Genomic DNA, 25,805 nt, shown 5'->3' on the forward strand with positions numbered 1-25,805 from the left:
CATGGGGCAGGAGAAATCGACAGACCGCGTCACCTCGCTCGAAGTGGCCCGCCGCGCGGGCGTCAGCCAATCCGCCGTCAGCCGGGTGTTCACCCCCGGCGCGTCGGCCTCGCAGAAGACGATCGACAAGGTGCGCCGCGCGGCCTCCGAACTGGGCTACCGGCCGAACGTTCTGGCCCGGTCGCTGATCACCGGCCGGTCGCGGATCATCGGCGTGGTGGTCGGTTATCTGGAAAACCTCTTCTACCCCGAAGCGCTGGAAAACCTGTCGAACGCTCTGCAGGCCGAGGGCTACCATGTCCTTGTTTTCATGGCGTCCAACAGTTCCGATAATATCGAGACGGTCGTGCAGGAGATCCTCGACTATCAGGTGGACGGGATCGTGCTGGCCTCGGTCGGCCTGTCCTCCGACCTGGCAGGACGCTGCACGGATGCCGGCATACCCGTGGTGCTCTTCAACCGCAGTCAGGATGATGCCCGCCTCTCGGCGGTGACGTCGGACAATGTGGAAGGCGGGCGCAAGCTGGCAGAGTTTTTGGTGGCCGGCGGTCACAGCCGGATCGCCTATATTGCCGGGTGGGAGGAAGCCTCCACCCAGCGCGACCGCGAAGCCGGTTTCCGGGCCGGGCTTGAGGCCGCTGGGCAGACACTCTGGGCGCGCGACTGCGGAGAATTCAGCTATCCCGCGGCCCAGGCGGCGGCACGGCGGATGTTCGCGGGCGCCGACCGGCCGGACGCGGTTTTTGTCGGCAATGACCATATGGCCTTCGCCGTCATGGACACGCTGCGTTTCGAGTTGGGCCTGTCGGTGCCGGACGACGTGTCGGTCGTCGGCTATGATGACGTGATGGCCTCTGCCTGGCCAAGCTTCGATCTGACAACCGTGCGCCAGCCGGCGCGGCGGATGGTTTCGGAAACCGTCCGCATGCTGCTCGGCCGGATCGACGGCGCGGCGAGCGCGCCGGAACGCACAACCATCGACGGGCCGCTCATCGTGCGCGGATCGGCCCGCAAACCGGAAGGGTGGACGCCATGAAAGGGTTCGATCCGAAGTTCAGCGATTTCCCCGACTATATTATCGGGATCACCAAGGAGATCTGGGAGGACCGCCGGATCGCCACGCTGCATGACTATTACGCTCCCGATATCGTCGTGCGCTCGCCGGCTTCGGTGGTGGTCGGCAACCGCGACGTGATTGGCGCGACCATGGCGACCCTTGCGGAGTTTCCCGACCGGCGGCTCCTGGGGGAAGATGTGATCTGGTCCGGCGATCCGGAGGCGGGGATGCTTTCGTCCCACCGGATCATTTCCACGGCCACCCATAGCGGCGACGGGGTCTATGGCCGTGCCACCGGGAAGACGCTGCGTTATCGGATCATTGCCGACTGTCATGCGATTGCGAACCAGATCAACGATGAATGGCTGATCCGCGATCAGGGCGCGATCGTGCGCCAGCTTGGCCATGACCCGAAAGACTATGCCCGTGACCTGATCGCGCGCGAGGGCGGGCCGGAAGCCTGTGTGCACCCGTTCACACCCGACCGCGATGTTGCCGGACCCTATACGGGCAGCGGCAATGACAATGAATGGGGCCAGCGCTACGCGGATATCCTGAACCGGATCATGGACGCCGATATGGGCGTGATCCCGGCGGAATATGACCGGGCCAGCCAACTCGCCTATCCGGGCGGGGTGGAGGCGCTCAGCCATGACGGGGCCGACCGGTTCTGGATGGGGCTGCGGGCGAGTTTTCCCGATGCGACGTTCACGATCCACCACCGGATCGGGCGGGACGACCCGATGATGCCGCCGCGCGCCGCGCTGCGCTGGAGCCTGCAGGGCAGGCATTCCGGCTGGGGCATGTTCGGCGCACCGACGGGGGCGGAAGTGCATGTCATGGGTGCCGCTCATGCCGAGTTCGGCCCTTGGGGGCTGCGGCGCGAATATGCGCTCTTCGATGAAACCGCGATCTGGAAGCAGATTCTGCTCGCCACGGGGGAAGTCTGATGCCCGCGCCGGCCCATGCGACGGTCACCGTCGCGCGCAATTTCGACCATCCGGTCGACAGGCTCTTTGCCCACTGGACCAGCCCCGCCACCCGCGCGCGCTGGGAAGCCGGACCGGACACGGGCATGCGATACGCCGGCTTCGACACCCGTCCGGGCGGGGTCGAGACCGTGCATATCACCCATGAGGGCAAGGGGGTCGGCCACATGGTCCAGCGGATCCATGTGGTGGACCCGCCGCGCCTTCTGGCCGTTTCGGTCGAAGGCCATTTCGGCGGCGCTGTCACGATGATGATGCAACTCACCGTCCGGTTCAGCGCGCATAAGGGTGGCAGCCGGCTGGAGGCCGTCACCCAGGCGACCGATCTGGGCGGCCGTGACCCGGGCGAGCAGCAGGAACAGGGCTGGGCCTGGCTGCTCGACCGGTTCGAGGCCGACATTGCCGAACACGGGCTCGCGCCCGCCAATCCGGAGGACAGGACATGACCCCGCAGGAGATGGAAACCCGCATCGTGCGCTATGGCGATCTGGTGCCCTGCAAGACGGCCTTCATCGACGCCCACACGCCGGGCTCGGACCAGAAGGAGAATTTCACGATCATCGGCGGCGGTGTGTCGGAAAGCCCCGACCAGCATGTCCATATCAAGGACACGCCGGGCTTCAACATCGGCGCGGCGGGCCAGCCGCCCAAATGCCGCAACTCGCTCCATTCGCACCGCACGGCGGAAGTGTTCTTCGTCCTCAAGGGGCGCTGGCGCTTCTTCTGGGGGCGCTGGGGCACGGCTGGCGAGGTGGTGCTCGAAGAGGGCGACATTTTCAACATTCCGACCGGCATATTCCGCGGCTTCGAGAATATCGGCACCGACTACGGGATGATCATGGCGATCCTCGGCGGGGATGATGCGGGCGGCGGTGTGATCTGGGCGCCGCAGGTGATCGAGGATGCGCGCGACCACGGGCTGGTGCTGGGCGAGAATGGCAAGCTCTACGACAGCAAGAAGGGTGAAACCCTGCCGGACGGGGTCGGCCCGATGCCGCTCCTGTCGGAGGCTGAACTGGCAGGATTTCCCGAAACACCGGTGGAGGAGGTCGTCCGCGACTATGTCGCCCGCTATTGGGATCTGATGGCGCTGTCGGGCAAAAAACCGGCCAAGGTGATCGGCACGGATGCGCTATTGCGCGACCGGCCGGGCTTCGAGGTGGAGTTCCTCAGCCGTGACAGCATCGCTCCGTCAGCCTATGCGCTCGACCGGCACGAGATCCTGATGGTCATGCGCGGCCATTGGCGGCTGACCTGGGACGGTGGCGCGGCGACGCTCGCGCCAGGGGACACCTGCGCCGTCCCGCCCGGTCTGACCCATACGCTGGCCCCCGCCATGACGGGCGAGGCGAGCCTCTACCGGGTGACGAACACGGCCGATGCGGCCGGCCCGACCTGGACCGGTTGACCGCGATGGGCGTGCAGGACCCGCCCGTTTTCGACGGGCACAATGACGTGCTCCTGCGGCTCTGGTCGGGCGGCGCAGACGGGGTCGAGGAGCGGTTCCGAGCGGCTGACGGCGGGCATCTGTCGCTGGAGCAGGCCCGCGTAGGCGGGTTCGCAGGCGGGCTCTTCGCGATCTTTGTGCCAAGCCCCGAAGGGCTCGATTTCGCGGCCTTCCTGCAGGAGGGCTATGACATTCCGCTGCCCGATCCGGTCGCGCAGGACGGCGCCCTGCGTGTCGCCACGGAACAGGCCGCGATCCTGCACCGGCTCGACCGCGCCGGGCTCCTGTCGCTCTGCCGCACCGCAGCCGAGATCGATGCCGCAATGGGCGCGGGCCGGCTGGCGGCCGTTATGCATATGGAGGGCGCGGAGGCGATCGATGCCGATCTGCTGGCGCTGGACACGCTTCATGCGGCGGGGTTGCGGTCGCTCGGGCCGGTCTGGAGCCGCCCGACGATCTTCGGCCATGGCGTGCCGCTGCGGTTTCCATCGGGCCCCGATACCGGTCCGGGGATGACCGAAGCCGGGCGCCGGCTGGTGGCGCGCTGCGCGGAGCTTCGGATCATCGTCGATCTCAGCCACCTCAATATGGCGGGGTTCGAAGATGTGGCCGATGCCGGACTGCCGCTTGTTGCCAGCCATTCGAACACTCATGCCCTGTCGCCCGGTGCGCGCAACCTGACGGATGATCAGTTGCGCGCAATCGGCCAGACCGGCGGGATTGTGGGACTCAATTTCGGGACGATCTTCCTGCGTGAGGACGGGCGCGCCGACCCGGCTGGCGGGATGGAAGCCGCGATGCGCCATCTCGACCGGATGGTGTCGCTCGCGGGGGACGACCATGTCGGACTCGGCTCCGATTTCGACGGGGCGCCGATGCCCGAGGGGCTTGGCTCCGCGGCGGACCTGCCGAACCTGCGCAGGGCGATGCGGGACCACGGGTTCGGCGAACCGCTCATCGAGAAGATTTGCAATGCGAACTGGCGGCGGCTCCTCCGCCGCGTCTGGGGGAACTGAACATGACCAAATTTGCCGTGACCCATGTCGGCAGCCTGCCGCGCAGCCAGGAGGTGGTGGATTTCATCTTCGCGCGGGAACGAGGCGAAGACTATGACGGGGCCGATTTCGACGCCTGCATGGCCCGCAACGTCGCCGCGACCGTCGCCCGCCAGAAGGAGGCCGGGGTCGATGTGGTCAGCGACGGGGAGACATCGAAAATCTCCTACGCGACCTATGTGAAGGACCGCTATACGGGCTTCTCCGGTGACAGCCCCCGCAATGCGCCGGCCGATCTGAAGATGTTTCCCGGCTTTCTCGAGCGACTCGCCAACGATGGCGGCACGCCGAAATATGCCCGACCGATGTGCACGGGCGAGGTGCGCTCCAAGGGTCAGGGCGAATTGCAGAAGGATATCGACAATCTGAAAGCCGGAATGGCGGCGGCCGGGGTCGAGCGCGGCTTCATGAACGCGGCATCCCCGGGCGTGATCTCGCTCTTCCTGCAGAACCAGCATTATCCCGACCGAGAGGCCTATCTGGCCGCGCTCGCCGACGCGATGCGCGACGAGTATGAGACGATCACCAGTGCCGGGCTCGACCTGCAACTCGATTGTCCCGACCTCGCCCTGTCGCGTCACATGCTCTTTACCGATCTGTCCGATGATGAGTTCCTGAAGGTCGCCGAGATGCATGTCGAGGCGCTGAACCATGCGCTGGCCAATGTCCCGCAAGACCGGGTGCGGGTGCATATCTGCTGGGGCAATTACGAGGGGCCGCATTGCTGCGATATCGATATGGCGAAAGTCTTTCCCATCCTGATGAAAGCGAAGGCGCGGTATCTTTTGTTCGAGACCTCGAACCCCCGTCACGCCCATGAGTGGACCGTGTTCCGTGACCGGCGGGCGGACATTCCCGATGACCGCGTGCTGGTGCCCGGCGTCGTCGATACGACCACCAATTTCGTCGAACATCCCGAACTGGTGGCCGAGCGGCTGACCCGCTTTGGCGGAATTGTCGGAGCCGACCGCGTGATGGCAGGCACGGATTGCGGGTTCGGCACATTCGCGGGATTCGGCGCGGTCGATCCCGACATTGCCTATGCCAAACTGGCGACCCTGTCCGAAGGGGCGGCGCTGGCGCGAGATTGCGCATGACGCTGCCGCTCCTCCTCCTGCCCGGCATGATGTGCAATGCGCGGCTCTTCGCCCCGCAGGTGGCGGCCCTGTCGCCGTCGCGCACCGTATCGGTGCCGGGGATTGGCGGAGCGGACAATATGACGGAACTGGCGGCGGCCGTGCTTGCCGACGCGCCCGACCGGTTCGCGCTCGGCGGTGTCTCGATGGGCGGGATCGTCGCGATGGAGATCGTGCGTCAGGCGCCCGACCGAGTGGCCGGGCTGGCGCTTCTCAGCACCAATCCCCTGCCAGAGACGGACACAATCCGCCTCTGGCGGGAACCGCAGATCGAGGCCGTTCAGGCCGGGCATCTGCAACGGGTTATGCGGGACGAACTGAAGCCCAATTACGTCTCGGACGTGCCGCACCGGCAGGAGGTGCTCGACACTTGCATGACCATGGCGGTGGAACTGGGCCCGGACGTGTTCGTACGCCAGTCGCGCGCGCTCCAGTCGCGGCCCGACCAGACAGAGACGCTCCGCGCGCTCGATGTGCCCGCGCTGGTGCTTTGCGGGTCGGAAGACCTGTTGTGCCCGGTGGCGCGGCACGAGATGATGCACGAACTCATCCCCGACAGCACGCTGACGATTCTGCCCGGCATCGGGCATCTTGCAACTCTGGAAGCGCCGGATGATGTGACCGCGGCGCTGGAAGGCTGGCTTGCCCATGTCCATTGATCCCGATCTGCTGGCGCTCCTGCGCAGCGTCGACACGCCAACGGTTTGCAACGCGATCGAGACGGCAGAGGGGCGGCGCGGGTTCGACCGGTTCACCCGCGGCACGATGCTCTGCTCCGATCCCGTTGCACCGCCCATTGTCGGCTTCGCGCGCACCGCCCGCATCCGCGCGGCCGATCCGCCGGCCGAACCGGCGGACGTCCTGAAAGCGCGCCGGATGGACTATTACCGCTACATGGCGGGCGGCCCGGATCCGTCTGTCGCAGTGGTGGAGGATGAGGACGGCGCGGACGCTGTCGGCGCCTTCTGGGGGGAGATCAACACCACCGTTCACAAGGGGCTGGGCCTGAGCGGAGCGCTGACCAATGGTGTGATGCGGGACCTCGGCGACCTGCCCGACGGGTTTCCCGTGGTGGCCGGGTCGGTCGGCCCGAGCCATGCTTTCGTACACGTCACCGCGATCGACGAGCCGGTGCGGATTTTCGGGATGGAGGTCCGTCCGGGCGAGCTGGTCCATGCCGACCGCCACGGCGCGCTTATCATCCCGGCAGAGCTGATCAACCGGATGGCCACGGCGATCCGGACCTTGCAGCAAGCCGAGGCTCTGATCCTGGAACCCGCCCGCAGGCCGGAGTTCGATATCGAGGCGTTTGCCGAAGCATGGGCCGCATTCGAGAAAGCGCGAACTTGATCCAGAGCGGGGTCTGTTGTTGGCTGAATGCGCTTAGAAAATGCAACGATCAGGCCCCCGATGACCGCGATCCAACCGGGCGTTTGCCTGACATTCGACGATCTGTTTGTAGAGAACTGGCTGGCGGCGCGTCCGCTCTTTGACCGGTTTGATGCGCGTGTCACCTTTTGCGTGACGATGCTCCACATGGCGACCGAGGCGCAGCTTGACGGGCTGCACCAGCTTCAGAATGACGGGCACGAAATCGCGCTGCACAGCCGGACCCACCCAAGGCTAAGGCCCTATCTCGAGCGCCATGGGATCGAGCATTGGCTGGCAGAAGAAGTGGATGCCGGCATCCGCGAGCATCGCGCTGCCGGGTTTCCGGCAACCAGCTTCGCCTGCCCCTATCACGCCTCGACCCATGACACGCGCCGCGCGCTGGGCACGCGGTTCGAGATTGTTCGGACCAAGGGGCCAAGAGGCCTGACGGCAGACCGTCTGCCCCGCCGCGTTTATCGGCAAACCGGTCGCCATCGGATGGTCCACAATATCGGATCGGTGGATTTCCGTCATGTCGGACAGGGTGGCACCGGGTGGTTTGCCACGATTCTGGACTCCATTGCCGACGGGGGCGGCGTCGGTATTTTCACCGGTCATGACATAAGGTTGCGCAATGACGGCCCGGGCCGCTACGCGACGCTTGAAGACCTCGAACGCGCGCTGGCCATGATCCGCAGGCGCGGTCTGAAGTTCCACACATTGACCGGTTTCGCGCGCGCCATGGCGTTGGAAAGTCAGGCAGATCTCGCCGGACCATAAAGTCCGCTACTTAATACTTTCGGGAAAAACTGGTGCCGCTGAGAGGACTCGAACCTCCGACCCCATCATTACGAATGACGTGCTCTACCAGCTGAGCTACAGCGGCCAACCGGGGCGGTTTCTATGCCAGTTCGCGGGGCGTGTCCAGCGGTTATGGCGGCTCAGCCGGTCGCCACTTCCTCTGCATCCTCGATTTCCTCTTCCGCACCCTCGCTGGCCATCGCATCCGCCGTGTCGGCATCCTGTTCGGACAGGAGCCCGACGATCAGCGGCAGCATGGCCGAGCGGGCCTGTCCGTCCGCTTCCTGTTTCGGCAGCGCGGTCCAGCTCAGCGTGTCGAATGCCTCGCAACTGGCGCAGACCGGGTGCCACTGGGCGTGAATGGCGCGGCATTTGCTGCATACCCATTGCGGGCCGCGCGGCGCTTCGAGCGCCTTGGCGAGCCAGCCGCGCACCACGCGGTCCTCGGCGCCCGTGCCGCGTTCCGCCGCCGCCATGATGGCGAGGCTGCGGGCGGTCGGGTCTTCCTCTACCAGCGGGGCGATCGTGCTTCGGGCAGCGGGGAATTCCTCTGCCGCCAGTTGTAGTTCGGCCTTCAGCATGACCGATTCGGGATGGTCGGGCGCGGCTTTGAACAGGGGCGCGAACCGGGTCAGCCTTTCCCCGGGCGTCTCTCCGGGTTCGAGCTGCGCATAGGCGGCTGCCAGATCCGGATGCGGGGTTGTCGCCCAGGCTTTCAGGATCGTCTTGCGGGCGGCACGGCTGTTGCCGCGGGCCACCTGCGCGCGGGCGGCCAGCGCTGCCGCCGGAACAAGCGTCGGGGCGAGCCGATTGGCCTCGATCGCCGCGCTGCGGGCCGCTTCGCTGTCGGGCGCTTGCTCCATGGCTTCGGCCAGGGACAGGACCGCGCTGCGCCGCGTGCCGACATCCTTCGGCAGACCGCCTGCGCGCACCTTGGCGTCGAGCGTCTGGCGGGCGCCGCCCCAATCCTGTTCCTGCGCCTGGATCTCGAAGAGCGTGTCGATCACTTCCAGATTCTTCGGCTTCACTTCCAGCGCCTTCTGGGCCAGCTTGGCGGCTGTTTCTGTGTCGCCTTCCTCCAGCTTCTGGCGCATCAGGCCGCGTATGCCGATGAACCGCGTCAGATCGTCCTGCAGCATCTCCTTGTAATAGCCCGTGGCCCGGACCGTGTTGCCGTCCATCTCGGCGGCCTGTGCGTTCAGGAGCCGGGTCATGCGCGGGTTCTGCAACAGCCGCTCGGCCTTGGTTGCCTGCGCCATCGCGGCACGGCTGTCGCCACTGGCCAGTGCGATCATCCCGTCCGACAGGGCGCGGTAGCCTTTCCGCTCGCGGCTCTTGTCGAAGAAACGCGACAGAGCGGTTTCATCGCCGGTCAGGAACCGGATCGTGGCGGTGACCAGACCGGCGAGCCGGATCAGCACCCAGACCAGAACGAAGACGAGAATGCCGAGGATGACGAAGCCGAGCGGCGACAGGGTCCATTCCCGCCCCGCGAAGGCCAGCGAGATTTCCCCGGGCGCGTCCATGAGCCAGGCGGCGCCATAGGCCAGAACCGCGACGAGCGCGACATAGACAGTGACCTTGACGATCGACCAGAGCATCGGCCTTCCCCCTCGCTCAGTTCAAAGCGGCGGAGCGTTCAAGCTCCGCCAGTGCGGCCACGGCGGCCTGCCGCGCCCGTGCGCGGTCGAGCCAGCCCTGCATCGCGGCCTGCGCCTCGCTCGGCAGGTCGTCTGCCTCGTCGAGGGCCGCGGCCAGATTGTCCTGCCGCAGGTCATCCTCCATCCGCGACAGGATCGCATCCGGTGTCAGGCCCGATTGCGGCTCCAGCGAGCGGGAGGCCATCTGCGCTTTCAGGAACGCGCCGAGTTTCGAAGCCGCCCCGTCGCCGGACCCGGCCCGTATCGAGGCCCGGATCGCATCATGAGCGGCCCCGCCGAAACTGGCGCGCAGGGCCGGCATGGTCGCCACGCCGCTGTCTGCCACGGATGTCAGGTCATCCGGCGCGTCCGTGCCTAGCGCCTCCTCGAGCCGCGACAGGTCGCTCGCAAACGGCTGTCCCGTCGTGATCGCAGCGGATACCGCGGCCAGTCCGGTGCGGATTTCGGCCGACTGGGAGGCCTGGGCGGCGCTTTCCTCCGCAGCTTCGGCCCGGTCGCTGGCGGTGGCCGCGATTTCCCCGATCCGGCGGTTCAGATCCTCGTTGCGCGAGAGGAGCGTCTCGATCTCTGCTTTCAGCCCGTCGACATTTGCGGCCATGGCGGCCAGTTGCGCGGAATTGATCGTGCCGCCTTCGGAGGCCGCGGCGTCCGTCAGTTGCTGTTCCAGCGACCCGAATGCCCCGACGAGCCCGTCGATCCGGCTTTCCGCGGCCGCGATCCGGCTTTCCAGATCACCGGCGCCGCTCGATTGCAGCGCATCGCGCAACTGGTCAAGCTCGGCGCGCAGCGTTTCCACTTCCGCAGGCGTGCCCGTCTCGGGGGCCGGTGCCTCCTCCAGCGCGGCGATCCGGGCGGCGAGGGCGGCATTTTCTGCCTCCAGCCGTTCGGCAAGCTCCGCCTGACCTGGCGCCAACCACTCGGCGACTGGCGCCATGCCCGCGGGCAGGTTCTGCGCGATCTTCGGCGCGGCCCAAAGCGCGATCAGCGCGCCGATGAACAGAAGCGCGATGATCTGGAGCGCGCGGGCCGCAAGGCTTGTGGAATGGTCCTCTTCCGCCTCCAGCGCCGCGTCCGCGGCATGGTGCTCCTCGGCATAGGCGGTGGCGGCGAGGTCGGGCGCCTCTGAAGGTGTTTCAGCGGGAATATCGGCCAGTTCCGCTTCGGCAGGCGCCGCTTCTTCTGCCGGAGCCTCCACGGCATCCGTGAGCGGTTCCGTGTCCGGCGTGTCGGTGGACGCAGCGTCCGAGGCGCCGTTTTCGCCCTGCGCGAACGGATCGGCCGGTGCGGGTACCTTCTTGCGGCCCGTGCTGCTTTTCGACCGGCTGGACGCCGGTTTCTTGCGGGCTGGCTTCGGCGCTTTCTCAGCCGGCGCGTCCGATCCCGCATCGCTGGTATCTGTCACAGCCTCCCCGTCCGTGGCGTCGGCCGCGGTGTCGGGTGTCGATTTGCTGTCTTTCGGGTCCTTGAGCGCGTCCGGATCGGTCGCCTCTTCGGGCGTCTTGGGTGTTCTGGCCATCAACCTGTCCTGAAGGCGTGCCTTGAAATACGCGGGCACGGTGCTTTTCGTTTAGAGTATGGACTCCCGAGGTCTATCTCAAGGTCAACTTGGCAAAGGTTAAAGCGGTTCCCCGCCAATCTGTTGGGCGAACTGACGCAGGGCGTCGAGCATGGAAGCTGCGTCGGGCCGCGCGGCGGTGTGGCGAGCACGGACCTGCAGGTCCGATAGAGGGTCCAGACAGGCGCTGCTCATCCCGATCAGGGTCAGGTCGTCTGTGGGCCAGTTTGCGGTGCGGGCTGCGTTGGCGAAGAGCGCCGCACTGCGTGGCGAGAAGAGCGGCAGAAGGTCCACGCGCCCGTTCCGCAAGGCGCGCTGCGCTGCATCCGAGAGCGGCACCTCCGGCTGATCATAGAGGATGATCCGGGATGCCGGTTGCCCGGCCGCCTGCAACCGTTCCACGATATCGCCGCGGTGGTGCGCGCCGCTCAGGTGGAGCATCGGGCGCGGCTCCGGTCCGGGATCGCGCAAGGCGGCCACCAGCGCGTCAGCATCGGGATAGGCAGCGCGAACCGCGATCCCGGCTCCGCGGGCCGCCTCCGCGGTCTTTTCCCCGACAGTGACGGCAGGCAGGTCGGGCAGGCCGGACAATGCGGCAGCGGCGGCCACCCCGTTGCGCGATGTCAGGATGAGCGTGCCCGGACCGGACAGGTCCATGCCCGCCAGTGGGTCTGGTCGCGGGACGATCCGCTGCTGTGGCGCGATCAGGATCTCGAACCGGCCGGGGAGCGCGGCTTCGGTCGCGGCGGCAAACGCGTCAGCCGCCCGTTGCGGACGGGTCAGGAGCAGGCAGGGCCGGCGCGAGGATTGCGTGTTCATGACCATGGTGTTACCGCTCGCGGGGATGACAGGCAAACGGATCATAGACATGACAGGGCGCCCGCTGACGGTGCTCGGCGTGGAAAGCAGTTGCGATGACACGGCAGCGGCTGTGGTGACCGGCTGGCCGGGCGGCAACGACGCGCCGCGGATCCTGTCCTCTGTCGTGTCAGGCCAGACCGACCTTCATGCCGCCTTTGGTGGCGTCGTGCCGGAGATCGCCGCCCGCGCCCATGCGGAACAGCTCGACCTGTGCGTTGCGCGGGCCCTTGCCGACGCCGAGTGCAGCCTGTCCGATCTCGATGCGATCGCGGTCACCGCCGGTCCGGGCCTGATCGGCGGCGTCCTGTCGGGTGTCATGTGCGCGCGCGGCCTTGCCGCCGGTGCTGACCTGCCGCTCGTCGGCGTGAACCATCTGGCCGGCCATGCGCTGACCCCGCGGCTCACCGATAGCGTGACCTATCCCTTTCTGATGCTGCTCGTCTCCGGCGGCCATTGCCAGTTTCTCGCGGTCGAGGGGCCGGACCGGTTCGCGCGTCTGGGCGGCTCGATCGATGACGCGCCGGGCGAGGCGTTCGACAAGACGGCGAAACTTCTCGGGCTCGGTTATCCCGGCGGACCGTTGGTCGAGGCCGAGGCGCGCGACGGCGACCCCGAGCGGTTCGCCTTTCCGCGCCCCCTTCTGGACCGACCGGGCGCGGATATGAGCTTTTCAGGTCTGAAGACCGCCTTGCGCCGGGCCCGCGACGGGATCGTGGCCGAGAAGGGCGGGCTGACGCGGAGAGACAGGGCCGATCTGTGCGCGGGCTTTCAGGCCGCGGTGCGTGACGTTCTGGTGGAAAAGACCCGCCGTGCCATCGGCCTGTTTGCCGACCGGACAGGGCGGCGCGACGCGACACTTGCCGTGGCCGGCGGGGTGGCGGCGAACGGCGCAATCCGCGCCGGCCTCGAACAGGTGGCCGCCGATGCCGGTTTCGCCTTCACCGCACCGCCGCTTGCGCTTTGCACCGACAATGCGGCGATGATCGCATGGGCCGGGATCGAACGGATCGCCGACGGCGCGGCGCTTGACGCATCGATCACCGCCCGGCCGCGCTGGCCGCTCGACGCAGCCGCCCGGCCGCTCGTCGGGTCGGGCCGCAAGGGCGCGAAAGCATGAACCGCATCGGCGTCATCGGGGCCGGGGCCTTCGGATCGGCACTGGCGATTGCGCTGGCCCGCGGCGGCGCGACAGTCACGCTCTGGGGTCGTGACGCGGACCAGGTCGCTGCCATGGACAGGACGCGGGAAAACGCGCGCTACCTGCCCGGCCTCCCCCTGCCCGAAGGGCTGGCCGTGACCGGAGCGCTCGATGCGCTCTCGGGCGCGGACCTGCTTTTGTGCGTGGTTCCCGCGCAGGCGACCCGACGTTTTCTGGAAGCGCATGCCGCAGCCCTGCCGAAGGTCCCGCTCGTCCTGTGCGCCAAAGGGATCGAGCGCGATACCGGTGCGCTCATGTCCGACATCGCCGCCGACCATTGGCCGAAGGACGGTATTGCCGTCCTGTCGGGCCCCGGTTTCGCGAGCGAGCTGGCGCGCGGGTTGCCGACCGCCCTGTCGCTCGCCGGCCATGACGCGGCATGCGCCTCTATGCTCCAGCAGGCGCTGTCGACAGACCGTCTGCGGCTCTACCTCAGCGACGATCCGACCGGCGTGCAGTTGGGCGGCGCGCTGAAAAACGTGATCGCCATCGCTTGCGGGCTGGCGGTTGGCGCTGGGCTCGGGGAAAGCGCCCGTGCCGCGCTGATGACGCGGGGGTTCGCGGAGATGACCCGGCTCGCAGCGGCGATGGGCGCACGGGCCGAGACGCTGACCGGCTTGTCGGGGCTTGGCGACCTTGCGCTCACCTGCACCTCGCGCCAGTCGCGCAATTTCGCCGCTGGCATGGACCGCGCGTCGGGCGCCGTGCCGGCCGAGGGCCAGACTGTGGAGGGCGCGGCCACCGCCGCCGCCGCCGTTGCGCTGGCGCAGGCCCACGGGCAGGAGGCGCCGATTGCCGCCGCCGTTGCCGATGTGCTCGCCGGACACCTTTCCATTCACGAGGCGATGGACAGGCTACTGTCCCGCCCCCTTCGACAGGAGACCTGAACCCATGCTCTATGCCCTCATCTGCCGCGACAAGCCCGGCGCCATTGAAACCCGCAAGGCCAACCGCGAGGCGCATCTGGACCATATCCGCAGCTCGGGTGTCGTCCAGCAGGCCGGTCCGTTCCTTGATGCGGACGGGCAGATGTGCGGCTCGCTCCTGATCCTCGATGTCGAGACCCGCGCCGAGGCGGAAGCCTGGGCCGCCGCGGACCCCTATGCGAAGGCCGGTCTTTTCGAGAATGTGTCCATCGAGGCCTGGAACCGGGTGGTGGGGTAACGGGACGATGCGCTATTGGCTCTTCAAATCCGAACCGAACACCTGGGGCTGGGACGACCAGCTGGCCAAGGGCGACGCGGGCGAGGAATGGGACGGCGTCCGCAACTATCAGGCGCGCAACAATATGCGGGAGATGTCGGTCGGCGACCTTGGTTTCTTCTACCATTCGGTGAACGAGAAGCGGATCGTCGGCGTGGTCGAGGTGATCGCCGAGGCCCATCCCGACAGCACCACCGATGATGCACGTTGGGAATGTGTCGATATCCGCGCCGTCGGGTCTTTCCCGACACCGGTGACGCTGGACGATTGCAAGGCGGAGCCGCGCCTGTCCGACATGGTGCTCGTCAACAATACGCGCCTGTCGGTGCAGCCGGTCACGGCCGAGGAATGGGCCATCGTCTGCGGGATGGGGGGCTACACGGGCTGACGCCCGCGAGGCCGACTCAAACGCAGGACCCAACGAAAAAAGGGAACCCGGTTCAACACGGGTTCCCTTCTGTGTTTTCGGCGGTCAGGTCACCTTGGATCGACCACCAGCCGGCCAGGATCTCGTTGACGCGTGGGGGCTTACAAATTCGATCCCGACCCTGAAACGATGCCAGAGCTGGGCGGGACGGGCAAACGCATAGTCCTTAAAATTCGGTTCGAAACCAACGAAAACGGCCCCGCGCGGGGGCCGTTTCCTGAAGGGGTTCTGCGCGTGCCGGATCAGTAGCGGTAATGTTCCGGCTTGAACGGGCCCGCGGGCGTCACGCCGATATAGTCGGCCTGATCGTCGGACAGTTCGGTCAGCTTCACGCCGATCCGTTCCAGATGCAGGCGAGCGACCTTCTCGTCGAGATGTTTGGGCAGGATGTAGACCTTGTTCTCATAGGCATCCGCACGGGTCCAGAGCTCGATCTGCGCGAGCACCTGATTGGTGAAGGAGGCCGACATGACGAAGGACGGGTGTCCGGTCGCGTTGCCAAGGTTCAGGAGCCGCCCTTCGGAGAGCAGGATGATCCGGCTGCCCGACGGCATCTCGATCATGTCCACCTGGTCCTTGATGTTGGTCCATTTGTGGTTCTTCAGCGCGGCGACCTGAATTTCATTGTCGAAATGGCCGATATTCCCGACGATCGCCATGTCCTTCATCTCGCGCATATGCTCGATGCGGATCACGTCCTTGTTGCCGGTCGTGGTGATGAAAATGTCGGCCGAGGACACGGCATCCTCGAGCGTCACCACCTCGAACCCGTCCATCGCGGCCTGAAGCGCGCAGATCGGGTCGATCTCGGTGACTTTGACACGCGCACCCGCGCCACGCAGCGATGCAGCCGAGCCCTTGCCGACATCGCCATAGCCGCAGACGACCGCCGTCTTGCCGGCCATCATCGTGTCGGTCGCGCGGCGGATGCCGTCGACGAGCGATTCCTTGCAGCCATATTTGTTGTCGAATTTCGACTTGGTGACGCTGTCATTCACGTTGATCGCCGGGAAGGGCAGTTCGCCCCGCTCGACCAGCTTGTAGAGCCGGTTGACGCCGGTTGTCGTTTCCTCCGACACGCCCTGGATCGCGTCACGCTGCTTGGTGAACCAGCCCGGCGCGGCGGCGAGCCGTTTGCGGATCTGGGCGAAGAGCGCGACCTCTTCCTCGGAACCCGGCGTGTCGAGGAAGGCCGTGTCGCCGCCCTCTGCCCGTGCGCCGAGCAGGATGTACATGGTCGCGTCGCCGCCATCATCGAGGATCAGGTTCGCGGTGCCTTCGGGGAAATCGAAGATCTTGTCCGCATAGTCCCAATATTCCTCCAGCGTTTCGCCCTTGATGGCGAAGACCGGAACGCCGGCCTCGGCAATGGCCGCCGCCGCGTGATCCTGCGTGGAAAAGATGTTGCACGAGGCCCAGCGCACTTCCGCGCCGAGCGCGACCAGCGTCTCGATCAGCACACCGGTCTGGATCGTCATGTGCAGCGACCCGGCGATCCGCGCGCCCTTCAGCGGCTTCTTGTCGCCATATTCGGCACGCAGCGCCATCAGGCCCGGCATTTCCGTTTCGGCAATGTCCAGTTCCTTGCGCCCGAAATCCGCCAGCGCGATATCCTTGACGATATAGTCGTTCGACATGGGCCAGGCCCCTTTCCCATTGGAAGTTACAGCAGCCCCCTTACCACCCGCCGCGCGGTATCGACAAGGGCTGCCCCGCGCGACTAGGTAAGGGGAGGTTCACGAAGGAGTTGCCCGCCATGCCACCTGCCCGCGCCTGGCAGCGGATGTTGTCCGGCCGACGGCTCGACCTGCTCGACCCGTCGCCGCTCGATATCGAGATCGAGGATATCGCCCACGGATTGAGTTTCGTGGCGCGCTGGAACGGCCAGACGCGGGGCGATTTCCCCTATTCGGTCGCCGAACATTCGCTGTTGGTGGAGGAACTTTTCGGCCTGATCGCGCCGAAAGCCCCGGTCCGCTGGCGGCTCGCGGCGCTTCTCCACGATGCGCCGGAATATGTGATCGGGGACATGATCTCGCCGGTAAAGGCCGCTGTCGGACCGGGCTACAAGGCGATGGATGCGCGCCTGATGGCCGCCGTGCATCTGCGCTACGGTTTGCCGGCCGAGATCCCGGCGACCGTCAAGCGCCAGATCAAGAAAGCCGACCGCATGTCCGCCTGGATGGAGGCCGTGCATATAGCCGGCTTCTCCGAGGCCGAGGCCGACAGGTTCTTCACCCGTCCGGTGGCACCGGTCGCCGACCGGATGCTGAGTGCGGCGCCGCCCGCCGATGTGCGCCGGGCGTTTCTTGACCGACATAGGGAGCTCCTGTCGGCGCTCTGACGACGGCACGCATGGCCACGGGTTTAATTCGTGCCGTGCGCACCGTATATCTGCGGCAAGCATATGCCAGATGCGCGCCGAAGCGCCGCGCGGGAAAGGAACAGTAGGATGTTGGAATTCGGACAGGGTGCCGCCGGGGGCGCGGCAGGGGCCGAGCTCGTCAAGGACAGCAGCGAAGCCACCTTCATGCAGGATGTGATCGAAGCCTCGCGCGAGGTACCGGTCATCGTCGATTTCTGGGCGCCCTGGTGCGGCCCGTGCAAAACGCTCGGCCCGGCTCTGGAGAGCGCCGTGCAGGCCGCCGGCGGCAAGGTCCGCATGGTCAAGGTCAATGTCGACGAGAACCAGATGCTCGCCGGACAGATGCGGGTCCAGTCGATCCCGGCCGTTTTCGGTTTCGTCAACGGCCAGCCTGTCGACGGGTTCATGGGCGCGCAGGGTCCCGCCCAGATCAAGCAATTCATCGACGGTCTGATCGCACAGGGCGGCGGTGGCGGTCTCGACGAGGCGATCGAGATGGCCGAGGAAATGCTGGCGGAAGGCAATGCGACCGACGCGGCCCAGACCTTTGCCGCGATCCTTGCCGAGGACCGCGACAATCTCAAGGCGCTGGGCGGCATGATCCGGGCGCAACTGGCTGTCGGTCAGGTTGAAGAGGCACAACAGCTCCGCGCGCTCGTTCCCGAAGGCAAGGAAGGCGATCCGGCTCTCGCAGCCGCGCTCGCGCAGCTCGATCTGGCCAGCGACAGCGCGGGCGCGGGCGAGGCTGGCGCGATCGAGGCGCAGGTGGCGGCTGACCCTGACAATATGCAGCTGCGACTCGATCTCGCGACGGCCTATATCTCCGACGGGCGCAATGCGGATGCGATCGACACGCTGCTCGATCTTTTCGCCCGCGACCGCGAGTGGAACGACGCGGCGGCCAAGACCCAATTGCTGAAACTTCTGGACTCGCTCGGTCCCAAGAATGAGGATGCCCAGAGGGGACGGCGGCGCCTGTCCTCCATGATTTTTGCCTGAGCACGCGCGGCGCCGGGCCTGACGGGGGGAAGCGGTGAAGACGGACAGTCTTGCGGATCTGCCGGACATTGTTCCGGTCTTCCCCCTGCCCGGCGCGGTGCTTCTGCCGCGCACACGGCTGCCGCTGAACATTTTCGAACCCCGTTATCTGGCCATGCTCGACGATGTGCTGGCCAATCCGAGCCGGATGATCGGCATGGTCCAGCCGCGCTCCGGCCCGGGCGGCCAGCCAGGCGCACAGAGCTTCCATGCGATCGGCTGCGCAGGCCGGCTCGTCTCCTTCTCCGAGACCGAGGACGGGCGCTACATGATCACGCTGGCCGGCGTCAGCCGGTTTCGCATCCAGACGGTCGAGGAAGGGTTCACGCCCTATCTGAAGGCGCGGGTCGAATGGTCCGATTTTTCCGCTGACCTTGGCGGCAAGGAGCAGGATCCGGGCTTCGACCGCGCGGCTTTCTTCAGGGTGCTGGAGCAGTATTTCACCCAGTCGAACCTGACGTCCGACTGGGAAACGATGAAACAGGCCGACACCGAATTGCTCATCAATTCGCTCTCCATGCTCCTTCCGTTCGAGGAGGAGGAAAAACAGGCCCTGCTCGAAGCGCCGCATCTGACCGAGCGCCGGCAGACCCTGCAGGCGCTGATGGAATTTTCCATGGCGACCGGCGGCGGGGATGAGGGGGCGCTCCAATGAGCCCGGCCGATCCGCCGGTCTCCGACCGGCATATGCTGGAACGGCTGGTCTGTCCGGTCACCCGTGCGACCCTGCGCTATGACGCATCCAGACAGGAGCTGGTGTCAGCGGCGGCCGGTCTGGCCTTTCCGATCCGCAACGGTGTGCCGGTGATGCTGGTGGACGAGGCGCGACCGCTCGATGCCGCACCGAACGGTGCGGCGCCGCCTCAGAGCGGCACGCCCTGAAGCAGGCGCGGAAGGTCGCCGGTCAGGCCCGCGGCCTCCCGGATCAGGCCCCGCCGCAAGCCCGGGACGGCATTGACTGCCGCAAGGCCAAGGTCGCGGAGCGGCCTCAGGAGCGGATTGTCATTCGAGAAAAGCGCGTTGATCCCGTCGGTGGCGACCGCGAGAGCGGTTACGTCCACGCCGCGCCAGCGCTGGTAGCGGGCAAGCACGTCGCGCGCGCCGAAATCCTCCCCCCGCCGGGTCGCATCGACCAGCACTTCAGCCAGCGCTGCCACGTCCCGCAGCCCGAGGTTCAGCCCCTGTCCCGCCAGCGGGTGGACGCCGTGGGCCGCGTCGCCGGCGAGCGCAAGCCGTTCGCCTGTCAGGCTGTTTGCGATCGTCAGATCGAGCGGATAGGCAAACCGTTTTCCACACAGCGCAATCTCGCCCAGAAACGCGCCGATGCGCGGGCGCAGCTCGTCCATATAGCCTGCATCATCGAGCGCCATGATCTGCGCGGCCCGCTCTGTCGTTTCCGTCCAGACGAGCGAGGACATGTTGCCGGGCAATGGCAGGATGGCGAGCGGTCCCGAGGGCATGAAGAACTGGTGCGCCGCGCCGCCATGCGGGCGCTCATGCGCGATGGCGCAGACAAGGCTCGTCTGGGCGTAGCCCCAGCCGGTGCGCCGGATGCCCGCACGCTCTGCCGTGCCGCTGCGGCGTCCGTCACAGCCGACGAGCAGCCCGCCGCGCAAGGTCCGGCCGGAGGCCAAGGTTACCTCCGCCGTTTGCGGCGAGGTTGCCTGTGCGGTCACGGTCTCGTCGGTCAGGTGCGTGATGCCGGGCACGGCGCGCAGCGCGTCGAGCAGGACCGGGCGCAGATAACGGTCCTCCAGCACGTGGCCCATCGGTCCTTCTTCGATCTCGGCATGGTCGAAATGCAGGTGCCATGGCGATGCGCCCTCGCCCGCCCGTCCGTCGGAGACGACAATATCGAGGATCGGCTCGGCGCGGTCGGCCACCGCCTCCCACAGCCCCAGCGCCGTCAGCATCCGCACGGTCGTCAGCGACAGCGCGTAGCCGCGCCCGTCGAAATCGGCGTTGCGGTGCACCTGTGCCGGCTGGGCATCGATCACCGTGCTCGTCAGCCCCGCCTGCGCCAGCGCCAGCGCCAGAACCGGGCCGTTCAGCCCGCCACCCACGATCAGAATGTCACTGTCTCGATCCATAGGCGCACTATGGATCGCGCAGAGCGATTGTCCAGACGCCATTCCGTCGCTACCGTGCGCGGCCAGACAGATGGAGGAGTTTCGATGGCGTCAGACTGGCTCACCCGCACTGCGGTCGATATGGGCGATGCGATCGAGACCGGCCGGCTCGACCCGCGCGACCTGACGGAGGCGTTTCTCGACGCGGTTGCGGCGTCGGACGCCGGACCTGCCATTTATGCCCGCACGACGCCTGCCCGCGCCCGCGCCGAGGCCGGAGCAGCGGCTGCGCGCGCCAAAGCCGGGCTGCGCCGCTCGCCGCTCGACGGGGTGCCGATCAGCTGGAAGGACCTGTTCGATACGGCCGGATGCGCGACCGAAGCCGGATCGGCGCTTCTGCAAGGCCGCGTGCCGGACCGCGATGCGCGTGTGCTCGCAAACGCGACCCGCGCGGGGCTCGTGTGCCTCGGCAAGACCCATATGTCCGAATTGGCCTTCTCTGGCCTCGGGATCAACCCGGTCACCGCAACCCCGCCGAACCGGGCGGGGTTCGACCGCGCGCCGGGTGGATCTTCCTCCGGCGCGGCGGCATCGGTGGCCCACGGGCTGGCGGCGGCAGGCATCGGGTCGGACACGGGCGGGTCGGTGCGCATCCCCGCCGCCTGGAACGATCTGGTCGGCCTGAAGACGAGCCACGGGCGGCTTTCGCTCGAGGGCGTGGTGCCGCTCTGCAAGCGGTTCGACACGGTCGGCCCCCTGACCCGCAGCGTGGCCGATGCCGCGCATCTGATGGCGGCGATGGAAGGGGTGGACCGGGCCCCCGATCTGGCGGGCAGCGCAATCGGGGGCGCGCGGCTTGCGATCTGCACCCGCACCGCTTTTGACGATATCCGCCCCGAACCGGCGGCAGCTTTCGCGGACATAGCGGAGCGTCTGGGCGGCGCTGGCGCCCGCCTGTTCGACCTCGACCTGCCGGAGGTGGAGGAGGCGATGCCGCTCTCTGCCTGCCTGTTCACGGCCGAAGCCTACGGGCTCTGGCGGGACCGGATCGAGGCCGCGCCGGAGAAGATGTACGCGCCCATCCGCGACCGGTTCCGCTCCGGCGCGGAACATTCGGGGCCGGATTATGTGGCCGCATGGGCGCGGCTCGACCGGTTGCGCGCGCGCCTTCATGCAAAGCTCGCCGGCGTGGATGCATTCATTCTGCCGACGGCGCCGAACCTGCCGCCCGACCGGGCGCGGCTCGAATCGGACGGGGCCTATTATGTGACCGAGAACCTGATGACGTTGCGCAACACGCGGATCGGCAACCTGTTCGACCTGTGTGGCCTGACCCTGCCGACCGGCCATCCGGGCTGCGGGCTGATGCTGCTGGCCCTGCCCGGGCAGGAGGAGCGGCTCCTGCGGCTGGGTGTGGCGGTTGAGTCAGCCCTTCGCGCAACCTGACCGGCGCCGCTGGACCGGTCTGCGCTGCGCGGCTAGTCTGGCGGATCAAGAGGGGCGACAGACCCCCAGATATTGAGGCCACCAATGCAGAACCCCGCGCGGTTTTCGGATCTTCCGGAATACGCCTTTCCCCGCTTGCGCGCCCTGTTGGCGCCGATCCCGCCCGGCGGGCCGGAGCTTGCCATGTCGATCGGCGAGCCCAAGCATCCGTTTCCCGACTTCGTGCCCGACCTGATCGCGCAGCACAGCGCCGATTTCGGCGTCTACCCGTCGAACGAGGGGCTGCCGGAACTGCGCGAGGCGATTGCGGACTGGCTGGTGCGCCGCTACGGCGTCACGCTCGATCCGGAGCGGCAGATCCTGTCGCTGAACGGCACGCGGGAGGGGCTCTTCAACGCCGGAATTGCGCTCTGCCCCGAGGCAAAGTCCGGTGCGCGCCCGGTCGTGCTGATGCCCAATCCCTTCTACCAGTGCTATGCCGTGGCCGCCGCTGCCGTCGGGGCTGAGCCGGTGTTCGTGCCGGCAACCGAGGAGACGGGCTTCCTGCCCGATTTCGACGCGGTTCCGCGCGCGCTTCTTGACCGGACCGCGCTTGTCTACATGTGCTCGCCGAGCAACCCGCAGGGCGCTGTGGCCGACCGTGCCTACTGGCGGAACCTGCTTGCCCTCGCCGAGCGGCACGATTTCCGGGTGGTGGCCGACGAATGCTATTCCGAGATCTACCGCACGACCGATCCGGACGCCGCGCCCGACGGCGCGCTGGCCGCGCTGGCGGACATGGGTGGCGACCCCGAACGGCTGGTCGTGTTCCATTCGCTGTCGAAAAGGTCGAACCTGCCGGGGTTGCGCTCGGGCTTCGCCGCCGGCGGACCGGGCGCGATTGCCGAGATGCGCCGCCTGCGGGCCTATAGCGGCGCGCCGGTGCCCAATGCGCTGCAGCGCGTGTCCGCCGCTGTTTGGGCCGAAGAGACACATGTGGCCGCGAACCGGGCGCTCTACCGTGAAAAATTTGACCTTGCGGACCGGATTCTTGGTAACATGCCGGGATACAAGTCTCCGCAGGCCGGGTTTTTTCTCTGGTTGAATGTCGGGGACGGCGAGGCCGCCACAGTGCGTCTGTGGCGAGAGACAGGCATTCGAGTTCTGCCGGGGGCGTATCTGTCCCGGCCAGCAGATCCGGTGCTTGGGGGCAGTCATCCGGGAGCGCAATATATTCGCGTGGCGCTGGTTGCTGCCGCGCAAGACGTGGAACGCGGGCTTCTCGCCCTGCGGGACTGTCTTTACGGGAGCGTGGAGTAAGGCATGGTATCTCTGACGGCGCCGAAAAAGGCCAAACGGGCGAGCAAGAGCCGCAAGGCGCTTGTGGAATCGCAGACGAGCGAGGCGCTCCGCAAACGCGGCAGGGAGGCTCTGGGCCTTGCCTTTGTCGTTCTCGCAGGCGCGCTGGCCGCGATGATGTGGACCTACGACCCCACCGATCCGAGCTTCTTCAACGCGACGGGCGATGCGCCGAACAATGCGCTGGGCCTGCTCGGGGCGTCGCTGGCCGACCCGCTGCACCGTGTCATCGGCTGGGCGGCCTACGGGCTTCCGGTCATGTCCTTTGTCTGGGGCGGGCGGCTTATCCGCCATCGCGGCGAGGAACGGGTCCTGTCCCGCACCATTCTGGCCCCCATCGCATTCGCGGTGGCGTCGGTTTTTGCCGCCGCGCATGTGCCGCCGGCCGACTGGCCTTTCAGCTACGGTCTGGGCGGCATGTTCGGCGATTCGGTCCTTGGCATGATCCTGTCGCTCCTGCCGCTCGACACAGGCCTGTCGCTTCTGGTCGCGACGCTCGCGCTGGCGGTCGCCTTCATCGTCATTTCCGGCTACGCGCTCGGGCTCGACAAGGCGGAATGCGCAGCGCTCTGGCGCGGGTTCCGGCGCGGGCTTGGTATTGCCTGGTCCTGGATCCTGACTCTGCTGTCCCTGATGGGCGTCGGCGCCCGCCGCGCCGCCGTGAAAGCGGGCGAGGCGCGACAGGTCCAGAAAGCCAAGTCGGCCGAACGCCGCGCCGCCAAGGAAGCGGCGGTCAACAGCCGGTTCGACCAGTTGCGCGCGGGCGTCGAGGAGCCTGCCCCGCAGCGCCCGACCCATGATCCCCGCGTGGCGTCCGCCAACGAGGACCGCTTGATGGCGCGGATCAGCGCGGCTGTGCGGGCGCGCAAGGAAGAGAACATGGCGAACGGCACCTATGCGGACGGGACGGAGGATCACCTGATCGACCCGTCCGACCATGGTGCGCCTTATGATGACGGCCAACAGGGCCTGCCCGCGCTCGGCGGCGTGTCGCGCGACATGGATCCGCCGCTGACGGCGGACACTGGCGGCTATGGTGGTGGCGCAGGTTATGACGCAGGTTATGACGCAGCCGTGCCGGCCATGGCGGATGCCCATGGCCACGGTGCCGCAGGAGGCGATCCTTATGGCGCGCCGGCTGCCGCGGCCCCCCCGCCGGAGCCCGCGCCGGCGCTGGTGCAGGGCAACGAGCCGCGCCGCGTGGCCAAGAGCCGCCGCGCCAAGGCCGATGAACAGCCGCAACTGGCGCTCGAGGATACTGGCGACCAGTACCAGATCCCGCCGCTCACGCTGCTCGAAAGTCCGACCGAGATCGTGCGCCAGACCATGAGCAACGATGCGCTCGCGGAAAATGCGCGGATGCTGGAAAGCGTGCTCGACGATTATGGTGTGAAGGGCGAGATCGTGTCCGTGAAACCGGGCCCGGTCGTGACCATGTACGAACTCGAACCGGCGCCGGGCCTGAAAGCCAGCCGCGTGATCGGACTGGCCGACGATATCGCGCGCTCCATGTCGGCGCTGGCGGCGCGTGTGTCGACCGTGCCGGGCCGCTCTGTCATCGGTATCGAACTGCCCAACGAATCGCGCGAGAAGGTGCTCCTGCGCGAGATCCTGTCGGCCCGCGCCTATGGCGAGAGCAACCACAAGCTGCCTCTGGCGCTCGGCAAGGATATCGGCGGCGAGCCGGTCGTGGCCAACCTTGCCCGGATGCCGCACCTGCTGATCGCCGGGACCACCGGATCGGGCAAGTCGGTGGCGATCAACACGATGATCCTGTCGCTGCTCTATTCGCTCTCGCCCGAGGAATGCCGGCTGATCATGATCGACCCGAAGATGCTGGAACTCAGCGTCTATGACGGGATCCCCCACCTCCTGTCGCCGGTGGTGACCGACCCGAAAAAGGCGGTCGTTGCGCTCAAATGGACCGTGGCGGAGATGGAGGAGCGCTACCGGAAAATGTCCAAGATGGGCGTGCGCAACATCGACGGCTACAATGCCCGGGTCGAGGATGCGCTGCGCAAGGGCGAGGGGTTCACCCGCACGGTGCAGACCGGATTTGACGATGCGACCGGCGAGCCGATCTTCGAGACCGAGGAATTCACGCCGGAGAAAATGCCCTTCATCGTCGTAATCGTCGACGAGATGGCCGATCTGATGATGGTCGCGGGCAAGGAGATCGAGGCCTGCATCCAGCGGCTTGCACAGATGGCGCGGGCCTCGGGCATCCATATCGTCATGGCGACGCAGCGGCCCTCGGTCGATGTCATCACCGGCACGATCAAGGCCAACTTCCCGACCCGGATTTCCTTCTCTGTCACCTCGAAAGTCGACAGCCGGACGATTCTGGGAGAGATGGGCGCGGAACAGCTGCTCGGCATGGGCGACATGCTCTACATGGCCGGCGGCGGGCGGATCACGCGTGTGCACGGGCCCTTCGTCTCCGACGAGGAGGTCGAGGAGGTCGTGACCTTCCTCAAGGGCCAGGGCGTGCCGGAATATGTGTCCGGCGTGGTCGAGGGGCCCGACGAGCAGGCCGAGAGCCAGATCGATCAGGTGCTCGGTCTTGGCGGCAACACCAATGGCGAGGATGCGCTCTACGATCAGGCGGTGGCCATCGTCGCGCGGGACCGCAAATGCTCCACCTCCTACATCCAGCGCAAACTGGCGATCGGCTACAACAAGGCCGCGCGGCTCGTCGAGCAGATGGAGGAGGAAGGCGTGGTCAGCGCGGCGGACCATGTCGGCAAGCGCGAGATCCTGCTGCCGGAACGCTGATCCGGCATCCTTC

Annotated in this window: 25 protein-coding genes and 1 tRNA gene; 20 read left to right on the forward strand and 6 right to left on the reverse strand. The window is 67.0% G+C overall.

The features are described from left to right. Nucleotide 1: 1 nt before the first annotated feature. From GSH16_RS05015 to GSH16_RS05055, 9 genes are read left to right on the forward strand one after another with little or no spacing between them, the layout of a single operon-like run. Nucleotides 2–1,036, forward strand: a complete 1,035-nt coding sequence (locus GSH16_RS05015; RefSeq protein WP_160852509.1) for a LacI family DNA-binding transcriptional regulator — start codon at nucleotides 2–4, stop codon at nucleotides 1,034–1,036. Continuing rightward, on the forward strand, nucleotides 1,033–2,007 hold the full coding sequence (locus GSH16_RS05020) for a nuclear transport factor 2 family protein (RefSeq protein ID WP_160852511.1): 975 nt from the start codon (nucleotides 1,033–1,035) through the stop codon (nucleotides 2,005–2,007). Before GSH16_RS05015 ends, GSH16_RS05020 begins: the two co-directional genes overlap by 4 nt. Beyond that, the gene (locus GSH16_RS05025; protein WP_160852513.1) at nucleotides 2,007–2,492 is read left to right on the forward strand and encodes an SRPBCC domain-containing protein; all 486 of its coding nucleotides are present in this window, start codon (nucleotides 2,007–2,009) and stop codon (nucleotides 2,490–2,492) included. Before GSH16_RS05020 ends, GSH16_RS05025 begins: the two co-directional genes overlap by 1 nt. Then, on the forward strand, nucleotides 2,489–3,454 hold the full coding sequence (locus tag GSH16_RS05030; RefSeq protein ID WP_160852515.1) for a cupin domain-containing protein: 966 nt from the start codon (nucleotides 2,489–2,491) through the stop codon (nucleotides 3,452–3,454). Before GSH16_RS05025 ends, GSH16_RS05030 begins: the two co-directional genes overlap by 4 nt. Nucleotides 3,455–3,459: 5 nt before the next feature. Beyond that, complete coding sequence (locus tag GSH16_RS05035; RefSeq protein ID WP_160852517.1) at nucleotides 3,460–4,509, forward strand: dipeptidase; 1,050 nt, start codon at nucleotides 3,460–3,462, stop codon at nucleotides 4,507–4,509. A 2-nt stretch (nucleotides 4,510–4,511) separates the two neighbouring features. After that, the gene (locus tag GSH16_RS05040; RefSeq protein WP_160852519.1) at nucleotides 4,512–5,645 is read left to right on the forward strand and encodes a cobalamin-independent methionine synthase II family protein; all 1,134 of its coding nucleotides are present in this window, start codon (nucleotides 4,512–4,514) and stop codon (nucleotides 5,643–5,645) included. Beyond that, complete coding sequence (locus tag GSH16_RS05045; RefSeq protein WP_160852521.1) at nucleotides 5,642–6,343, forward strand: alpha/beta fold hydrolase; 702 nt, start codon at nucleotides 5,642–5,644, stop codon at nucleotides 6,341–6,343. The genes GSH16_RS05040 and GSH16_RS05045 overlap by 4 nt, the downstream gene beginning before the upstream one ends. Beyond that, nucleotides 6,339–7,034, forward strand: a complete 696-nt coding sequence (locus GSH16_RS05050) for an RraA family protein (RefSeq protein ID WP_160853037.1) — start codon at nucleotides 6,339–6,341, stop codon at nucleotides 7,032–7,034. Before GSH16_RS05045 ends, GSH16_RS05050 begins: the two co-directional genes overlap by 5 nt. A gap of 60 nt (nucleotides 7,035–7,094) precedes the next feature. After that, nucleotides 7,095–7,835, forward strand: coding sequence for a polysaccharide deacetylase family protein (locus GSH16_RS05055; RefSeq protein WP_160852523.1), 741 nt, complete (start codon nucleotides 7,095–7,097; stop codon nucleotides 7,833–7,835). Nucleotides 7,836–7,865: 30 nt separating this feature from the next. Here the strand turns inward: GSH16_RS05055 and GSH16_RS05060 are convergent. From GSH16_RS05060 to GSH16_RS05075, 4 genes are all read right to left on the reverse strand, one after another. Further along, nucleotides 7,866–7,941 (reverse strand) — tRNA-Thr (locus tag GSH16_RS05060). Nucleotides 7,942–7,996: 55 nt separating this feature from the next. Then, on the reverse strand, nucleotides 7,997–9,457 hold the full coding sequence (locus GSH16_RS05065) for a heme biosynthesis protein HemY (protein ID WP_160852525.1): 1,461 nt from the start codon (nucleotides 9,455–9,457) through the stop codon (nucleotides 7,997–7,999). 16 nt (nucleotides 9,458–9,473) lie between these two features. Continuing rightward, entirely contained in the window at nucleotides 9,474–11,033 is a 1,560-nt protein-coding gene (locus GSH16_RS05070) for a COG4223 family protein (RefSeq protein ID WP_160852527.1), read from the reverse strand. Between the two features lie 99 nt (nucleotides 11,034–11,132). Next, on the reverse strand, nucleotides 11,133–11,942 hold the full coding sequence (locus tag GSH16_RS05075) for a uroporphyrinogen-III synthase (protein ID WP_160852529.1): 810 nt from the start codon (nucleotides 11,940–11,942) through the stop codon (nucleotides 11,133–11,135). Here GSH16_RS05075 and tsaD point away from each other — a divergent pair. Genes tsaD through GSH16_RS05095 form a run of 4 tightly spaced genes read left to right on the forward strand, consistent with a single transcriptional unit; the run spans nucleotide 11,941 to nucleotide 14,722 of the window. After that, on the forward strand, nucleotides 11,941–13,050 hold the full coding sequence (gene tsaD / locus GSH16_RS05080) for a tRNA (adenosine(37)-N6)-threonylcarbamoyltransferase complex transferase subunit TsaD (RefSeq protein WP_160852531.1): 1,110 nt from the start codon (nucleotides 11,941–11,943) through the stop codon (nucleotides 13,048–13,050). The genes GSH16_RS05075 and tsaD overlap by 2 nt on opposite strands. Beyond that, entirely contained in the window at nucleotides 13,047–14,018 is a 972-nt protein-coding gene (locus tag GSH16_RS05085; RefSeq protein ID WP_160852533.1) for an NAD(P)H-dependent glycerol-3-phosphate dehydrogenase, read from the forward strand. The genes tsaD and GSH16_RS05085 overlap by 4 nt, the downstream gene beginning before the upstream one ends. 4 nt (nucleotides 14,019–14,022) lie before the next feature. Beyond that, nucleotides 14,023–14,295: a YciI family protein gene (locus GSH16_RS05090; protein WP_160852535.1), complete on the forward strand. Its 273-nt coding sequence runs from the start codon at nucleotides 14,023–14,025 to the stop codon at nucleotides 14,293–14,295. A 7-nt stretch (nucleotides 14,296–14,302) separates the two neighbouring features. Further along, nucleotides 14,303–14,722: an EVE domain-containing protein gene (locus GSH16_RS05095; RefSeq protein ID WP_160852537.1), complete on the forward strand. Its 420-nt coding sequence runs from the start codon at nucleotides 14,303–14,305 to the stop codon at nucleotides 14,720–14,722. Nucleotides 14,723–15,003: 281 nt separating this feature from the next. Here GSH16_RS05095 and ahcY read toward each other — a convergent pair whose 3' ends face one another. After that, nucleotides 15,004–16,398, reverse strand: a complete 1,395-nt coding sequence (ahcY, locus tag GSH16_RS05100) for an adenosylhomocysteinase (RefSeq protein ID WP_160852538.1) — start codon at nucleotides 16,396–16,398, stop codon at nucleotides 15,004–15,006. A 119-nt stretch (nucleotides 16,399–16,517) separates the two neighbouring features. Between ahcY and GSH16_RS05105 the strand changes: the two genes are divergently transcribed. The 4 genes from GSH16_RS05105 (at nucleotide 16,518) to GSH16_RS05120 (ending at nucleotide 19,046) form a co-directional block, all read left to right on the forward strand. Continuing rightward, the gene (locus GSH16_RS05105; protein ID WP_160852540.1) at nucleotides 16,518–17,105 is read left to right on the forward strand and encodes a YfbR-like 5'-deoxynucleotidase; all 588 of its coding nucleotides are present in this window, start codon (nucleotides 16,518–16,520) and stop codon (nucleotides 17,103–17,105) included. 108 nt (nucleotides 17,106–17,213) lie between these two features. Beyond that, a complete protein-coding gene (locus GSH16_RS05110) occupies nucleotides 17,214–18,125 on the forward strand; it encodes a tetratricopeptide repeat protein (protein WP_160852542.1) in 912 nt (303 codons plus the stop codon). A gap of 34 nt (nucleotides 18,126–18,159) precedes the next feature. Next, on the forward strand, nucleotides 18,160–18,819 hold the full coding sequence (locus GSH16_RS05115) for an LON peptidase substrate-binding domain-containing protein (RefSeq protein ID WP_160852544.1): 660 nt from the start codon (nucleotides 18,160–18,162) through the stop codon (nucleotides 18,817–18,819). Continuing rightward, entirely contained in the window at nucleotides 18,816–19,046 is a 231-nt protein-coding gene (locus tag GSH16_RS05120) for a Trm112 family protein (RefSeq protein ID WP_160852546.1), read from the forward strand. The genes GSH16_RS05115 and GSH16_RS05120 overlap by 4 nt, the downstream gene beginning before the upstream one ends. Here GSH16_RS05120 and GSH16_RS05125 read toward each other — a convergent pair. After that, the gene (locus GSH16_RS05125; RefSeq protein WP_160852548.1) at nucleotides 19,028–20,254 is read right to left on the reverse strand and encodes an FAD-dependent monooxygenase; all 1,227 of its coding nucleotides are present in this window, start codon (nucleotides 20,252–20,254) and stop codon (nucleotides 19,028–19,030) included. The genes GSH16_RS05120 and GSH16_RS05125 overlap by 19 nt on opposite strands. Before the next feature lie 84 nt (nucleotides 20,255–20,338). Between GSH16_RS05125 and GSH16_RS05130 the strand changes: the two genes are divergently transcribed. The 3 genes from GSH16_RS05130 (at nucleotide 20,339) to GSH16_RS05140 (ending at nucleotide 25,792) form a co-directional block, all read left to right on the forward strand. Next, nucleotides 20,339–21,679: an amidase gene (locus tag GSH16_RS05130; RefSeq protein ID WP_160852550.1), complete on the forward strand. Its 1,341-nt coding sequence runs from the start codon at nucleotides 20,339–20,341 to the stop codon at nucleotides 21,677–21,679. An 84-nt stretch (nucleotides 21,680–21,763) separates the two neighbouring features. Next, a complete protein-coding gene (locus GSH16_RS05135) occupies nucleotides 21,764–22,978 on the forward strand; it encodes an aminotransferase class I/II-fold pyridoxal phosphate-dependent enzyme (RefSeq protein WP_160852552.1) in 1,215 nt (404 codons plus the stop codon). A 3-nt stretch (nucleotides 22,979–22,981) separates the two neighbouring features. Further along, the gene (locus tag GSH16_RS05140) at nucleotides 22,982–25,792 is read left to right on the forward strand and encodes a DNA translocase FtsK (protein WP_160852554.1); all 2,811 of its coding nucleotides are present in this window, start codon (nucleotides 22,982–22,984) and stop codon (nucleotides 25,790–25,792) included. Nucleotides 25,793–25,805 lie beyond the last annotated feature (13 nt).

It is taken from the genome of Oceanomicrobium pacificus, from assembly GCF_009833495.1.
In the GTDB taxonomy this organism is placed as follows: Bacteria; Pseudomonadota; Alphaproteobacteria; order Rhodobacterales; family Rhodobacteraceae; genus Oceanomicrobium; species Oceanomicrobium pacificus.